At 42.9% G+C, this 14,652-nt stretch carries 14 protein-coding genes, 1 other RNA gene and 1 pseudogene; 7 read left to right on the top strand and 9 right to left on the bottom strand.

The window, feature by feature from the left end; translation table 11 throughout:
* Positions 1-100: 100 nt before the first annotated feature.
* The 4 genes from yddG to FTT75_RS04130 all read right to left on the bottom strand — a co-directional run bounded on the left by yddG (position 101) and on the right by FTT75_RS04130 (position 4,112).
* Positions 101-1,006 (bottom strand): aromatic amino acid DMT transporter YddG, encoded by a 906-nt coding sequence (yddG, locus tag FTT75_RS04145; RefSeq protein WP_180185934.1) that lies wholly within the window; start codon positions 1,004-1,006, stop codon positions 101-103.
* A gap of 478 nt (positions 1,007-1,484) precedes the next feature.
* Entirely contained in the window at positions 1,485-1,724 is a 240-nt protein-coding gene (locus FTT75_RS04140) for a DUF378 domain-containing protein (RefSeq protein WP_005096354.1), read from the bottom strand.
* Positions 1,725-2,016: 292 nt separating this feature from the next.
* The gene (pepP, locus tag FTT75_RS04135; RefSeq protein ID WP_005096353.1) at positions 2,017-3,351 is read right to left on the bottom strand and encodes a Xaa-Pro aminopeptidase; all 1,335 of its coding nucleotides are present in this window, start codon (positions 3,349-3,351) and stop codon (positions 2,017-2,019) included.
* A gap of 128 nt (positions 3,352-3,479) precedes the next feature.
* On the bottom strand, positions 3,480-4,112 hold the full coding sequence (locus tag FTT75_RS04130; RefSeq protein ID WP_159138035.1) for a UPF0149 family protein: 633 nt from the start codon (positions 4,110-4,112) through the stop codon (positions 3,480-3,482).
* A gap of 64 nt (positions 4,113-4,176) precedes the next feature.
* Between FTT75_RS04130 and FTT75_RS04125 the strand changes: the two genes are divergently transcribed.
* The 3 genes from FTT75_RS04125 (at position 4,177) to ssrS (ending at position 5,296) form a co-directional block, all read left to right on the top strand.
* The gene (locus FTT75_RS04125; protein WP_100328787.1) at positions 4,177-4,734 is read left to right on the top strand and encodes a hypothetical protein; all 558 of its coding nucleotides are present in this window, start codon (positions 4,177-4,179) and stop codon (positions 4,732-4,734) included.
* Entirely contained in the window at positions 4,731-5,018 is a 288-nt protein-coding gene (locus FTT75_RS04120) for a cell division protein ZapA (RefSeq protein WP_004279505.1), read from the top strand. The genes FTT75_RS04125 and FTT75_RS04120 overlap by 4 nt, the downstream gene beginning before the upstream one ends.
* Positions 5,019-5,115: 97 nt before the next feature.
* Positions 5,116-5,296: non-coding RNA, 6S RNA (gene ssrS, locus FTT75_RS04115), on the top strand.
* Between the two features lie 190 nt (positions 5,297-5,486).
* On the opposite strand, the gene FTT75_RS04110 is transcribed toward ssrS, so the two are convergent.
* The 3 genes from FTT75_RS04110 to FTT75_RS04100 form a co-directional block, all read right to left on the bottom strand.
* The gene (locus FTT75_RS04110; protein ID WP_005096350.1) at positions 5,487-5,648 is read right to left on the bottom strand and encodes a YqaE/Pmp3 family membrane protein; all 162 of its coding nucleotides are present in this window, start codon (positions 5,646-5,648) and stop codon (positions 5,487-5,489) included.
* A gap of 308 nt (positions 5,649-5,956) precedes the next feature.
* Entirely contained in the window at positions 5,957-7,234 is a 1,278-nt protein-coding gene (locus tag FTT75_RS04105; protein ID WP_244881215.1) for a sorbosone dehydrogenase family protein, read from the bottom strand.
* Positions 7,235-7,728: 494 nt separating this feature from the next.
* Positions 7,729-8,163 carry a VOC family protein gene (locus FTT75_RS04100; protein ID WP_180185968.1) on the bottom strand — a complete coding sequence of 145 codons (435 nt, stop codon included), beginning with the start codon at positions 8,161-8,163 and terminating at the stop codon, positions 7,729-7,731.
* Between the two features lie 421 nt (positions 8,164-8,584).
* On the opposite strand from FTT75_RS04100, the gene FTT75_RS04095 reads away from it, so the two are divergent.
* Both FTT75_RS04095 and lon read left to right on the top strand, forming a co-directional pair.
* Entirely contained in the window at positions 8,585-9,166 is a 582-nt protein-coding gene (locus FTT75_RS04095; RefSeq protein ID WP_100328790.1) for a 5-formyltetrahydrofolate cyclo-ligase, read from the top strand.
* Between the two features lie 146 nt (positions 9,167-9,312).
* Positions 9,313-11,739 (top strand): endopeptidase La, encoded by a 2,427-nt coding sequence (gene lon, locus FTT75_RS04090; protein WP_180185932.1) that lies wholly within the window; start codon positions 9,313-9,315, stop codon positions 11,737-11,739.
* A gap of 60 nt (positions 11,740-11,799) precedes the next feature.
* Here the strand turns inward: lon and FTT75_RS04085 are convergent, their stop codons facing one another.
* Positions 11,800-12,747: a M28 family peptidase gene (locus tag FTT75_RS04085; protein ID WP_159516446.1), complete on the bottom strand. Its 948-nt coding sequence runs from the start codon at positions 12,745-12,747 to the stop codon at positions 11,800-11,802.
* A 151-nt stretch (positions 12,748-12,898) separates the two neighbouring features.
* Here FTT75_RS04085 and rlmH point away from each other — a divergent pair, with 151 nt between their 5' ends.
* On the top strand, positions 12,899-13,381 hold the full coding sequence (gene rlmH, locus FTT75_RS04080) for a 23S rRNA (pseudouridine(1915)-N(3))-methyltransferase RlmH (protein WP_005096341.1): 483 nt from the start codon (positions 12,899-12,901) through the stop codon (positions 13,379-13,381).
* 110 nt (positions 13,382-13,491) lie between these two features.
* Positions 13,492-14,268: a class III extradiol ring-cleavage dioxygenase gene (locus FTT75_RS04075; protein ID WP_005096339.1), complete on the top strand. Its 777-nt coding sequence runs from the start codon at positions 13,492-13,494 to the stop codon at positions 14,266-14,268.
* Positions 14,269-14,532: 264 nt separating this feature from the next.
* On the opposite strand, the pseudogene FTT75_RS04070 reads toward FTT75_RS04075, so the two are convergent.
* Positions 14,533-14,652: pseudogene (locus tag FTT75_RS04070) on the bottom strand (IS30 family transposase); the annotation flags it as partial.

Raw genomic sequence — 14,652 nt, 5'->3', positions numbered from 1 at the left:
GTCGTATCCAAGTCAATAGATACTTATAATCATGATGGATTTTATATTAGCTCAAAAAAATTCTTTTTTATAATGAAATAGCGTGTCTCGCCTCTGATGTTTATTGTTTCCGGGTGGCCAACCAGCACAGAATTGCTCCAGCCGTAACCATTGCCACACCCTGCCAAAAACCAAAAGACAAAGACGTACTCAGCAATAATGCTGCAAATAAAGCAGATAACACCGGAGTAAAATAGGAAGCACCCGCCATTAATGTCATGTTTCCAGAAATAATTCCAATATTCCAGGCACCATATCCCAAACCTAAAGCTCCGGCTGCCATAATCAAAGTGACGGTATTATCATAAGTAAAATTAAGCGCTGCTCCATTCATCAGGAAATATTTGATCCAGAGCACAACCGCAGCAAGGGCAAAGAATATCGTGACCAAGTTTTTACCTTGAGAAGTTTTTACGGTCACGGAACAATATGCAGCCCACAAAACCGCTGCAGCAAAAGCTAAACCATAACTAAGAGGATTAGCTTTCAAATTGCTCCATATTTGTAAGAGATCAAAGCCGGTATCTCCGCCTAAAACCCAACAAATTCCAACCAAGGCCAATAGGCAACCAGGAAGAATTAAGAGATTGGCTTTAACCTTGTTAAAAATGATTGCAAATAATAAGGTAAAAGTCGGCCATAGATAATTAATCATCCCTACTTCAATGGCTTGCCGACTATTTTGAGCATAACCAATAGAAAGGGCAAAACATAATTCATAAGCAACAAATAAAAGACTTCCCCACCATAAATAAGGCTTTGGAATAGTAGAAAGCTTGGGTAGACCGATGGTAAAAAATAAAATAATGGATGCCACACTGTAAATCAGGGCAGCACCTGCGACCGCTCCAAAACTCTCACTGACACTACGAATTAAGCCAACATTCGTACTCCAGAAGATGACCGCAGAAAGACCAATTAAAGTCGCGACATTTCGATTAAATACCGGTAGAGCGTTTAAGAGCATGGGCTATTTACTCAGAATCAAAGATATTCAGATATATGCTTTTGTAGTTTTAAAGATTAATTTTTCGACTCATTCAGATCATGCAATGAATCAGAATGATAGTAAATAATGCAGACTTAAATTTTAGATAAGAACTGTAACTTTCAGCTAAATTTATAGTTTTGTATGACTAAAATTGGCACAACATTTATTTTTTTAAATCGTCGCTTAGCTTTTAAGGAGAACTAAGATCTACAGCTTGGAGGTAAAAAAATCATTTGTTTATGGACGTTTTTTCCTCATAACTCCGCTATTTTATGGCTATCCAAACACCCAAAATGCCGTCTCTGTCAGCCAGTCATCTAGCTCAAATCACCATAATAAAAACGGAGCCTCAGCTCCGTTTTATTGATAACTATTCCATCCACTCAAGCCGAATTTTAATTATTTAAAATCAACCTTGTAGGGATGTAAGCCATATAGATTAATCGTTGGCGTATTAACGCACCACTCGGCTATGCGGCTCAGTGTGATGCACTGTTTTTCCTAATTTCGTACCGGTATAGATCAGGTACAATGCCGACAAACCAACCAGTACATAAACAATTCGAGAAAGCGCAGTCATATCACCAAAGATTGCAGCAACCAAATTAAAGTCGAATGCACCAATTAAACCCCAATTGATGCCACCAATAATTGTTAAAGCGTAAGCAATCCAGTCAATCGTATTTAGTCTCATAAGTCTTCTCCTGCTGTTCTTTAAGTTTATTTAAGGATCAGAGAAAGTATGAGAAGCAAAGCGCATTTAATATGTAGCTTTGATGCTAAAAACCGATTTTCTGTGTTGAATTCCTGTCAATTTTTAAGCTGCAAATTTTAACTGGGTGAGTTTTATTTGACCTGTTCGTGATAAATGTAATTGAAATCTTTTTTACTATCGTTGCGCAATCTCTCAAAAGATCTGGCTTCAAATCTATTAGAGCAGTCATAAAAAAAGCCGATCTAAGGATCGGCTTTTCATGTCTCTAAAATTAAGCAGCCTGTGCTTTCGCCATTAATGCTTCAATGTCTTCTACCGTTTTCACGACTTTCGCGGTTAACACCAACGGGCCATTTGCAGTGGCCACGACATCATCTTCAATCCGGATGCCAATGCCACGCCATTTTGCATCCACAGTTTCATCATCAGGTGCAATATATACACCCGGCTCAACGGTGACCACCATGCCTTCTTCATACGGACGCCATTCACCATCGACCTTATACGCGCCAACATCATGCACATCCATACCAAGCCAGTGACCCGTGCCATGCATGTAGAACTGGCGGAAAGCTTCTTTTTCTATAATGTCGTCGATATCACCTTGCATCAAGCCAAGATCAAGCAGACCTTGCACCAGGATGCGCACAGCAACATTGTGCGGTTCTTTATAGGAGTTGCCAATTTGCACGGCATTGATCGCAGCGATTTGGGCATCCAGTACCACGTTATACAAGGCTTTCTGTTCCGGACTGAATTTACCATTCACTGGAAAGGTACGGGTAATATCTGAAGCATAAAGCTGATATTCAGCCGCGGCATCAATCAACACCAAATCACCATCTTTCAGCGCTTTATCATTTTCTACGTAGTGCAGGATGCAGGCATTTTCACCGCCACCGACAATACTGTTATAGGCCGGAACACCGCCATTCTTGCCGAAAATATAATTCAGCTCGGCTTCGAGTGCATATTCCATCATGCCCGGACGTACTGCTCGCATCGCTTGAGTATGTGCATCTGCCGAAATATCTGAAGCAATTTGCATCAGTTCAATTTCATTGTCATCTTTATGCAGACGCATTTCGTCAATAATACGATCCAGCTGAATCACTTGAGCAGGTGCAGACGTACCACGCCGGCTTTCACCACTTGCAGTCGCAATCCATTTCGCTACACGTGCATCAAAATCCGCGTTGTGGCCAATGCGATAAAATAACTGGTCTTTATTTTGTAATTTTTCCAGAATTCCTTCATCTAGCAGATCAATCGGATAGGCTTCATCTGCATCATAATCCTGCATCGCCCCATCAATCCCTGCACGATAGCCATTCCAGATTTCCATTTCCCGGTTACGTTCCCGGCAGAATAAACTATAGCTATAGCCTTCTTCTTCAGTGTCAAAAGTTTCAATCACAGCCACAGCTTCAGGTTCTGAAAATCCAGTTAAATAGAAGAAACTACTGTCTGCACGGTATTTATAATCTGCATCACGGTTACGCATCGCCACCGGACTGGTCGCGATAATCGCAATACTGCGTAAACCAATTTCCCCTGCGAGAATACTGCGACGTTCCTGAAAATCAGCTTGTGTTAATTTCTTCATTACACCTTACTTCTTGTCAATTCATGCTTTTATTGAAATATTCTCTTGAAAACAGAACATATATTCTAATGAAACAGCAAAATATATGCCTGATTTCAAGCAGTGTGATGACATAGCTAACTATTTAGTTAGCTTGGACGTTTAGGCGAGAAAATTTCGACCACGCTTTGCGCCTCTGTAGCAGAAACCTGAGGCTGCACTTTTTGTGTCAATTGCTGCAAGAGTGGCGTTTCCTCAACCTCTACTTTTTTACGTCCCAAAGACAGGCTCACTGGAATCAGGCGCACAAATTCATACAATTCCTGATAGCTTTCTTCACCTTCGGCATCATCGTCTGATTCTTCAAACTCAACCGCGGCTACATCTTGTAAATGTTCAATCAGTTCTACTTCGTCCTGACGAATATGACCAGAAGCCAGACCAAAACCTAACACCACGCCTGCGCACCAGTCCGCCAATGCCTGCACACGTTCTGAGAGCACATGCTCATCATCTGGAAGCAAAGGTAAATAATCCAGTTCATCTTCAGACAATGCATGGAAAACATCTTCAGCTTCGCCAGTCAACAGTTCTAATGCTTCGGCATCCAGTTCAGGCACATCCAGTGTTTCTAAAATCTGTAACCATTCTTCACTGCTCGGTGCCTGGGTGACACAAACAATCCCGGTCAGCAAACCATGCAGTTCACTCGGGCTAGAAATTTCCTCAATTGAAGAAAAATTGCGGTGCCATTCGGTCCAACCTGAAATATCGTCTTGCATTCGTTTATCCAATCTCTATACTGCTTATATATTACCTCTGTTTGCAACACTGTGCGACCTCGATATGTTAGAAGAATTACAGCGTCTACAAGTGCAGATTGGCGTGTTAAAAACGCGACTCGCACGGCTTGAAAGTGAGAATTCCAGTTTGCGCGAAGAGCAAGACTCTTCCATGGTGCAACATCAACAGCAAATTGAACAAAAGAACAGCGTGATTGCGCAAAAACAACAAGAAAATGAACACCTGACCGAACAGCTGACAGATTCTCGTGCCCAGTTTCAACTGCTCAATAATGATGCAACTGCACTGGCAGACCGTTATGGCCGTCTGGAAAAAAGCTGTACCGATCTGAAAAACCGTTTTCAGGAAATTCTGGCTGAACGAAATGAACTGCGGGTTTTGAAGGAAAAGATGCTGATCGAGCAGCGTCATGCCCAACAGGAAATTCAGCGCCTCAATCAGGAATCTGAGCGTTTAACCCAGAAAAATGAAAATGCCAAAGCCAAAGTTGAGGCGATTATTCAACGTCTGGCAATTCTCGGTACTGCGCAGGATCATCATGCACAAGAAATCCAACAACTGGCCCATCCGACTGAAGTGACTGAGGAAGCCTCATCATGAGTGAACAAATTGCAATTGATCTCAGAGTATTGGGGCATAGTTTCCGTCTGGCCTCTACTCCTGACAAGCAGGAAGAATTAGAGCGCGCGGCACAGTTATTGAATGATAAATACGATGAATTTCGTCGTAAAGCACCACGCATGGAACCCAGCAAGCTGATTATCATGGTGGCACTTGAGCTGATGCAGGAAGTCTTGAACATGAACAGATCACTGCAACAATATGCGCATTGCGAGCGTTTGTTACAAACCATTTTAGAAGAAGTTGAGGAACTAACAGAATAATCTCATATTCTGTTTAAACTTCGGCCATTTGGCTGAACTGTTTACAGTTCATGAACAGCATAGAGTTGCCACACCGACATTATCGTTTATAATTAACTTATCTCTGAGGTGTTCGCCAGCGGGTCTATATCCCTGCCGATACTTATATCTCCGGATGCGTTCTGCATATTTAGAGTGTATGCCTGCCTTCGTGCAGGAAACCCAGCAAGTATGCGTCGCGTCCACCTTGAACTCATCGGGTTCAGGGTAACGACATGCAGCGGCATCTTCGGAGTACTTTAGTTTTTTGCTTAAAATATACTTATAATTCTCTTAAAATCCTTTCTAAATTTTCTCTCAGTTCTATATTTCAGTATTTATCTCGGTCATTTTTCAAAGTTCATTTTATTCATGCCATTATCTGGTAGGCCTATAAAATGCTTAACAAGAAAATCGCTTTAACTTTCTTTTTAAATACATATTGAATTTTCAAGTTATTTGATCTCGATCTAAAATAAACATGGCCCAGATTGCGGCAGGAATCCAGCCTAAAATTGAAATCTGCAGCATGAGACATATTGTTGCTTCAACCGGTTTGTGAATGGTCATAAATAATGACCAGGGGAAAATAAAGGCAATCATCAACTTCATTTTAAATACCCTCTTGTGTTCGTGTTTGCAATTTTAATATCCAGTTTTTACTGGACTCTGTGTTCGCTCTTTTTAGAGTTATCAAAAAAATATGCATGCTGTATCATTCTAAAAAACATCTCAAAAGCCTAATTCAGTTAGCTTAAATGCAGCTTAAAAATTATTTTAAATCAGCTTAGCGAACTTATATTTTCAGTTATCGTCTTGACGTTTTTATGAAAAAGACCTTGCTTTCACTCGCGCTGCCCAGCAGCTTTTCACTCGACTGAAACCCCTCATCTTTGGGCTGTTTAGGTGAAAACTGATTGCTACTTGGCAGCCGTATTCAAGGGTGATACCCGCCAAATCACGTCACCGACATCATCAGCCACTAAAATGGCGCCTGCAGAATCTACGGTTACACCAACAGGGCGCCCAAATGCTTTGCCCTGCTCGCTTAAAAATCCGGTTAAGACATCTTGAGGCTGACCGAAAGGCTGGCCATTTTGAAAGGGAACAAAAATCACTTTATAGCCACTATGCGGTTTGCGGTTCCATGAGCCATGCTGGCCAATTAGTGCACCATTTCGATAATGAGGCATTAGATCTGCTGTATAAAAACTTAAGCCCAATGATGCTGTATGATTACCCAAAGCATAGTCTGGTGGAATTGCCCGTGCCACCCGTGCAGGGTTTTGCGGCTTGACCCGTGTATCTACATGTTGGCCATAATAACTATAGGGCCAGCCATAAAAAGCACCGTCTTTAACCGAGGTGAGATAATCTGGAACCAGATCATTGCCGAGCTCATCACGCTCATTGACTACCGTCCAGAGTTTGCCACTCTGTGGTTGCCAGTCCATACCATTCGGATTACGAAGTCCGGTCGCAAAAGGTCGTGCTTGAGCATTAGCCAGGTCAAATTCCATGATCAGTGCCCGGCCTTCTTCTTGATCCAAGCCATTTTCAGCCACGTTACTGTTGGAACCTACCGTAATATAAAGTTTGCTGCCCGTAGGATTGGCAATGACATTTTTGGTCCAGTGATGGTTTAAACGACCCGCCGGTAAATCCAATACTTTGGTGCCGGTTGCAGTAATTTGAGTAGCACCTGCTTGATAAGGAAAGCGCATCAGGGCATCAGTATTGGCCACATACAACATATTGCCGACCAGTACCATGCCAAATGGAGAGTTGAGATTCTGTAAAAATACAGTTTTTTGTTCAGCGACTCCATCACCATTACTGTCACGAAGCAGACTAATGCGGTTAGCACTCGGATGCGATGAGCCGGCTCGCTGCATTACCCATTTCATGATTTTGCCTTTAATTCCTTTGCTATCATCAGGCTTGGGTGGTGCATCGGTTTCGGCCACCAGCACATCACCATTTGGCAATACATAGAGCCAGCGCGGATGCTGCAACCCTTTGGCAAATGCCTGAACTTTTAAACCTGTAGCGGGAGTGGGCATTTTACCCTCAGGCCAACCTTTGGCAGGTGCAATATTGACTGTAGGCAGCAAGCTGGATTTTGGTTTGGGTAACTGTGGCTGGGAACCATAACTATCAGCAATTGGCGACTTGGATGGCATAGTACAAGCCGTCATCGCCAGCAGAAGTGCCAAGCCTGCACTAGGCAAAAAAAAGTGAACCGGCTGAATAGGCATTTTTATCTCTTGTTATTTTTTATCGTCATCGACTTACTTTAAAAAACAATTGGAGATGCTACTAGCGGCTTGATGTTTTTTCTGGTTATGAATTGGTTATCAATTTTGAAGTAGATTTGTTTTTTTGTCGTAGCAGCATGATGCACAAGAGCTAAAAGAATTCTGATCAGCCATTCGATTCAGGGATTGTTGTAGTTCATCCAAGCAAAGCTCTGTTTTAAGGTTTCAGATACTGTTCAAAATAAAAGCCCATCTTTTGATGAGCTTCTACGTGCAAATCAGACCTGAATGATCCTAAACCTAGAGAATCTATGAGTAAGAGAGTCAGATATTCGTCTGAAATACTTCAAAAAACAATTAAGGGAACTCATCCAAACAGCTGGGTAATATTACACAGCCATATGAACTGCAACGGCTCATTGAATTTTCGCATTTCAACCACGAAATGCCGCTTCAATCGCGGAGATGTCAATTTTCTTCATGGTCATCATTGCATCAAAGGCGCGTTTGGCGGCGGCACGGTCAGAACTGGTCACTGCCTGAATAAGCACAATTGGCGTAATCTGCCAGGAAATGCCCCACTTGTCTTTACACCAGCCACACTCGCTTTCCTGATCTTCAGTTGCCACCTGAAATGAGAATGCTTCGTTATGCTGGAATGCCGGGCCACCATTTAGTCCAATGCAGCTAATACCCAGCACCCTAAAGTCAACGGTGATGACATCGCCTTCTTTTCCAGAAGGATAGTCTCCGGGTGCAAGGTTGATCGCGCCAATTGAGGAGTCAGGAAATGTCTCGGCATAAAATCGTGCAGCAGCTTCAGCCTCGTTATCATACCAGAGGCAGATGGTGTTCTTCGCAATATTCATCATGTTTAATCTCCATTGATTTAGGTCTTACGCGCTCTGCCTAGGCACAATGTGTTACATCTATCGGGTTAATCAGAGATCTGATCCCTTCTTTATAATTCACTCAAAAACACAAAAAATCGATTTTAGATTTGTACCTTTATTAATCAAAATCTATTTCATGATCATTAAAAGAATTACTTGAAAACTCATGCTTCAAAGAAAACAAAAAAAAATATGACGTTTTAAGCAGCCAATAATTCAATGCCTTTGATTGACCAATTTTAATCAAGTTTCTAGAGATGAGATTCATTATGAAATTTGCTGAACTTAACCAGGTTGCTACCTCGTCATATGAGAATCAAGATCACAATTATTTTTTACTTTTCCAGAATTCCCACTTAGACTAGAGCACACTTTTGTTAGATCCGCTTTTTGCCCTATGACCATTCAAGAATTAAGAAGATACCTGCGTAAAACACGTCGTCATCTTTCTAAATTTGAGCAAAGGCAAGCTGCACAAAAAGTTTTAAATCGCCTTATACGCAGCCCGCAATTTATTCATGCCAAGCACATCGGCATTTATCTGCATGCTTTTGGTGAGATTCATACCCACACCATTATTGAACACTGCTTTAAACTGGGCAAACAGGTCTATCTGCCTGCGATTTGCGACATGAATCAACAGCTGGTCTGGATCCGAATCAGCCAGCATCAATATCGCAACAAGCGCTTTGCCTATCATCGGCTGGGAATGCGGGAGCCCATGACGACACGTGGTACTCATGTTTCTAAGCTGGATTTATTGATCATGCCGCTGCTGGCCTGTGATCATTCAGGGACACGAATCGGGATGGGTGGCGGTTTTTATGATCGAACCCTGGCTTCTGCGCCCGGGCTTCCATTCCGTCTGGGACTGGCGCATGACTTTCAACTGCTTAGCCAGTCCTTAAAACGGGAAAAATGGGATCAACCCTTGGATGCTCTTATTACCCCGACAGTTTTTTTAGCTTTCAAACGCTAATTTTTCAATTTCCCTGTTGTGAACTACTTTAAAATCACATAATTAGTCATTTTTCATACAATTTAATCTTAACGCCCCTTGTATTTTTTAAATTACCCATCACTATTAAAACATGGCAACACCGTTGTCACTCATTAGGAGTGCTCATGTCTGAAATTATTATGAATCAAGAAACCTTAGAGCCTCAGGTTCCAAGTGTACTACCCCTTTTGGCGCTGCGTGATGTGGTGGTTTATCCGCATATGCAAATTGCGCTGTTTGTCGGTCGTGAAAAATCGATCAATGCAGTTGATGTGGCTCGTAACAGTGACAATCTAGTATTTGTAGTTGCGCAAAAAGATTCGCTTACAGAAGAAATTGATCACGACAATTTATATCAATACGGTACTGTCGCGAAGATTGTGCAAGTTGTGAATCACGAAAATGATGAAAACTGTATCAAAGTCCTGATTGAAGGCCTGCACCGTGCCAAACTGAAAACCATCATTGACGAAAATGAGTATCTGACAGCAGAACATGAACTCAGCCCAATGACCGTTACGGTGGATGAAGACACTCAAGCCGTGCGCTTGCAAGAATTACGTGCGCTTTTTGCTCAATATGCAGAAGCGAAGCTACGTAATGCGCGTGAACTGATCACCGCAGCCAACAAAATTGAAGACCTGTTACAGTTATTGTTCTTCGTGGCGACCCGTGTTCCATTGAATATTGATGTCAAACAAAAATTCCTGGAACATGATGAATTCGAAGCGCATTTAACTGAGCTGATGACTTATCTATTGCAACAATCTGAAGAACAGCAGATTGAGCAAACCCTGCATGACTCTGTTAAACGTCAGATGGAAAAGAACCAGCGCGAATACTTCCTGAATGAAAAAATGAAAGTCATTCAGCGCGAGCTTTCTGATATGAACGGCGGCGCGGAAGATGATGTCGCTGAAATTGAAAAACGTCTTGCTGAAGCTGATTTGCCTGAGCATGTACGTAAAAAAGCAGAAGCTGAATTCCGTAAATTAAAAGCGATGCAGCCTGCTTCAAGTGAAGCTGCTGTGGTACGCAACTATCTGGAAGTGATTCTGGATACACCGTGGAATAAAGCCAGCAAAGTCAGCATTAACCTGAACAAAGCACAGGAAATTCTGGATGCAGACCACTATGGTCTGGACGATGTCAAAGATCGTATTGTGGAATATCTTGCGGTTCAGTCACGTGTGAAAAAATTGCGTGGCCCGATTCTATGCTTGGTTGGTCCTCCAGGTGTTGGTAAAACTTCACTCGGTGAATCGATTGCCAAGGCGACTGGGCGTGAGTTCGTGCGTATGGCGCTGGGCGGCGTGCGTGACGAAGCTGAAATTCGCGGTCACCGTCGTACCTATATCGGTGCGATGCCAGGTAAAATTGTGCAGTCGTTGACTAAAGTAGGTGTAAAAAACCCGTTGTTCCTGCTCGATGAAATCGACAAGATGGCGCAAGACTACCGTGGCGATCCGGCTTCTGCAATGCTTGAAGTGCTTGATCCATCACAGAACAATAAGTTTAGCGATCACTATCTGGATCTAGATCTGGATCTGTCTGAAGTAATGTTTATCTGTACTGCGAACAGCATGAACATTCCTGAGGCCCTGCTAGACCGTATGGAAGTGATTCGTCTTCCGGGTTATACCGAAGAAGAGAAAGTCAATATTGCAGACCGCTACCTTGTTCCTAAAGCCATCAAGAACAATGGTCTACGTGCCAAAGAATTGACCGTGCATGAAGAAGCGATTCGTGACATCGTGCGCCGCTATACACGTGAAGCCGGTGTACGTAACCTTGAACGTGAAGTGTCAAAAATTGCACGTAAAGTGGTGAAAGAAGCGGTGAGCAAAAAAGCCAAAAACCTTCAAATTGAAGTGACAGCAGGCAATCTTCCAGATTACTTGGGCGCACATAAATTTGACTACGGTATGGCGGAAGAAGAAGCGCAAATTGGCCGTGTAAATGGTCTGGCTTGGACTTCTGTTGGTGGTGAATTACTGACCATTGAAGTTGCAGCAGTTCCAGGTAAAGGCAAGTTCATTACCACCGGTTCTCTTGGCGATGTCATGAAAGAATCGATTACCGCTGCGATGACTGTAGTGCGTACCCGTGCGGATGAACTCGGCATCGAAGCCTCGCGCTTTGAAGAAACCGACGTGCATGTGCATTTACCTGAAGGCGCAACACCGAAAGATGGTCCATCAGCAGGTTTGGCTTTGACTACAGCATTGGTATCTGCTTTCACAGGTATCCCGATTCGTCCGGATATCGCGATGACAGGTGAAACCAGTCTGGGCGGTCGTGCACTGCGTATCGGTGGCTTGAAAGAGAAACTGCTTGCAGCCCATCGTGGTGGCATCAAGTTGGTGTTCATTCCACAGGAAAACGTACGTGACCTTGCGGAAATTCCAGAAAATGTGAAAGAAGGTCTAGAGATCAAAGCAGTGAAATCGATTGACGAGATTTTACCGCTGGCACTGACCTCTCTGCCAAAAGCTCTGGTTAAAGCACCGATTGTGAAAACCAAAGAAGAAGCGAAAGCAGCGCGTCATTAAGATGAGCTGATTTGCCAAAACCCTGCTCCGGCAGGGTTTTTTATTGTGTAAAGAAATTGATTAAGGTTGCAAGGCCATCTCTACCAGCCCATCAATCACATAGGTCATCTTTTTCAGATCCAGTTTATCCAAGGTGTCCAGCTCAGTATTATAATAAGGGTTACGATAATGCGCCGTATCGGTAATTAACATGGTCGAATAATTGAATTTGGCATAATTCAGATAACCAGAAAAATTCATATCCTGAGCAAAAGTTGGACTGATAAAACGTTGACATTCCAGACGGTTAAGACTTTGCATGGCAGTACAATAATCTCCGGTCATGCCAGTCGAGGCCAAATGACCAATGGCAGCAATAAAGTTCCCATGATCTGGATAAATCCATTTCAACCCCACCGGATAAGTCTGCACCAGATTTTCATCAAAATAGCCAATTGAATCCAGAATCACCACACCTTTCAGCTTCTGCTTTTTTTTCTTGAGCGACTTGGCATGAATATAGCTGCCCATATGTTCTGTCTTGAAAAAAGGCGGCTCTTCCAAGGTATAAAAAGCAAATTCGATCTCATGTTTGAGCTTGGATTTTTGCAAGGCCAATAATCTTGCGGTTTCCAGTAAACCTGCCACTCCCGAGGCATTATTGTCAGCACCATATCGATCACTAAAGACATCATAATGCGTGCCCATGACCATTTTGGTTTTGGCCTGAGCATTTAAATGGCAAATGACATTTCGATAGCTTAGGCTATTAACTACATAGACCTGAAACTGACAGGGAATGCCAAAACGCTGCATCTGTCCTTTAATCCATGCAGACACTCGATTCAGTTCTTTAACATTCTTGTAATTTCGAAATTCATCGACACTCATGATCTGGCTGAAAAACAATTCCAGATGAGAAATTTGAGCGCGTGTGTTGGTATTGGCGGTACTGAGACTTGAGCCGATTAGACCGGTGACCAACAGCAGCAAAGTACAACATCCTTTTATGATGACCTTAGTCCGCATTTATTATTATCCATTCCTTTATCAAGCGGAGACTTGAACTCAGGACATTAAAGCAGCACTAAATCCTTCATTTCAATTTCAATTTGTTTCCTGACTCAACTTCGTGTTGTTTGATCGTTATAATGAAGTATCCAATTATTGATCTGTCTGTATGAAAATCCGTATCCTGACCATTGGTCAAAAAATGCCAGCATGGGTGCTGACTGGTTTTGAAGATTATTTCAAACGTATTCAGCCCTTTGTACAGACCCAGATTATTGAACTGCCCATGGCCAAGCGCGGCAAAAACGATTCTGAAGCGGATATCCTGAAATATCGAAATATTGAGGGTGACAGCATTTTAAATGCACTCAAGCAGAACGAAATCCTGATTGCGCTAGAAGTGGGTGGACGTGAGTTCAGTACCGAAAAACTGGCTGAAACCATGAAAGGCTGGATGCTGGAAGGCAATGATGTGGTACTGGCGATTGGCGGGCCAGATGGTCATTCGGAAGCAGTACGTAAAGCTGCTGCATGGCATTGGTCCCTGTCTAAGCTCACACTTCCCCATCCCATGGTTCGGGTGATGCTGATTGAACAACTGTACCGTGCAATGACCATTAACCATAACCATCCCTACCATCGTGCAGGTTAATGACGTTGCTGAAGCGTTCTGTTTATGCAACGTTTTGTTGAATAATTCCTCCTGCTTTTTTCGCTATTTTTAATGCATTATTGAGACATCTTCTAGATGTGGTTTGACTTATGAACTTACAAACGTTGCCCGGCTTATTTATTTCTCATGGCTCTCCTATGCTGGCGCTGAATCCTGAGCAAGTGGGTCCTGCCTTGCATCGTTTAAGCGAAAACCTGCCACGCCCGGAAGCGATTATTATCATGTCAGCGCACTGGGAAAGTGAGGCACTGGAAGTCAGTAGCGGTATTCGACCAGAGACCTGGCATGATTTCCGTGGTTTTCCGCCAGAGCTGTATCAATTACGCTATCCTGCACCAGGAAATCCTGAACTGGCCGAGCAGATCTTGGGTTTGCTGGCCAATGCCGGTTTTGCTGCACATGCCAATAGTACTCGTCCACGTGATCATGGCGTATGGATGCCGCTGCTGCATATGTATCCGGATGCGGATATTCCAGTGGTTGAAATTTCCTTGCCCATGTCGATGAGTGCCGATGAAATCTATAAAATTGGTCAAAGTCTGGCACCGCTACGTGAGCAGCAAATCCTGCTGATTGGTTCAGGCAGTATCACGCATAACCTACGTGAACTGTCTTGGGATGGAACGGCGGCTGATGTACCGGTATGGGCATCAGATTTCCGCAATTTTGTCGTCCATAAACTGGCCCATAGCGATTATGATGCGATACTGGACTGGTCCAATATTCCACACATGGCGCGTAATCATCCAACACTGGAGCATTTTGCCCCGATCTTCTTTGCGATGGGGACCGGAAGCCGCTTTAGTCTGGTGCATAGCAGTTTTAGCATGGGTTCTCTGGGCATGGATGTCTACCGCTTCGATTAATCTTGATTGAAAACTCAAAATTTTAACTTTTAAATTTGGATACATTTTGCAACCAAAATCTGCGATATGTATCCATATCTTTTAGAAATGCATCCGTTATCATTTCAATTCTTTGTTCTTTATTATAAATCTATGAAATTAAAATTTATTGTACTGGCATTATTACCTTTAACTTTTGCAGCCTGTCAGTCGGGTGATATTCAGCAGGCTGGAGATCGTACAGTGGCTACCCTACAACAAAAAAGTGCAAATCAGCTGGCGAATTCAAACATGAGGTGCGACAGTTTGAAAAGTCTTATGATAATCAACAAGCTGAGCAAATTTCTCTAATGGTGTAAGCCAATCTAACGCTTTTCTAGGACGAGTATTCAGTGACATGGCAAC

The sequence above is a fragment of the Acinetobacter sp. YH01008 genome (assembly GCF_013420435.1).
GTDB lineage: Bacteria > Pseudomonadota > Gammaproteobacteria > Pseudomonadales > Moraxellaceae > Acinetobacter > Acinetobacter pseudolwoffii.
Note: the sequence above shows the minus strand (reverse complement) of the source record. Positions and strands in the feature narration are given on the sequence as shown.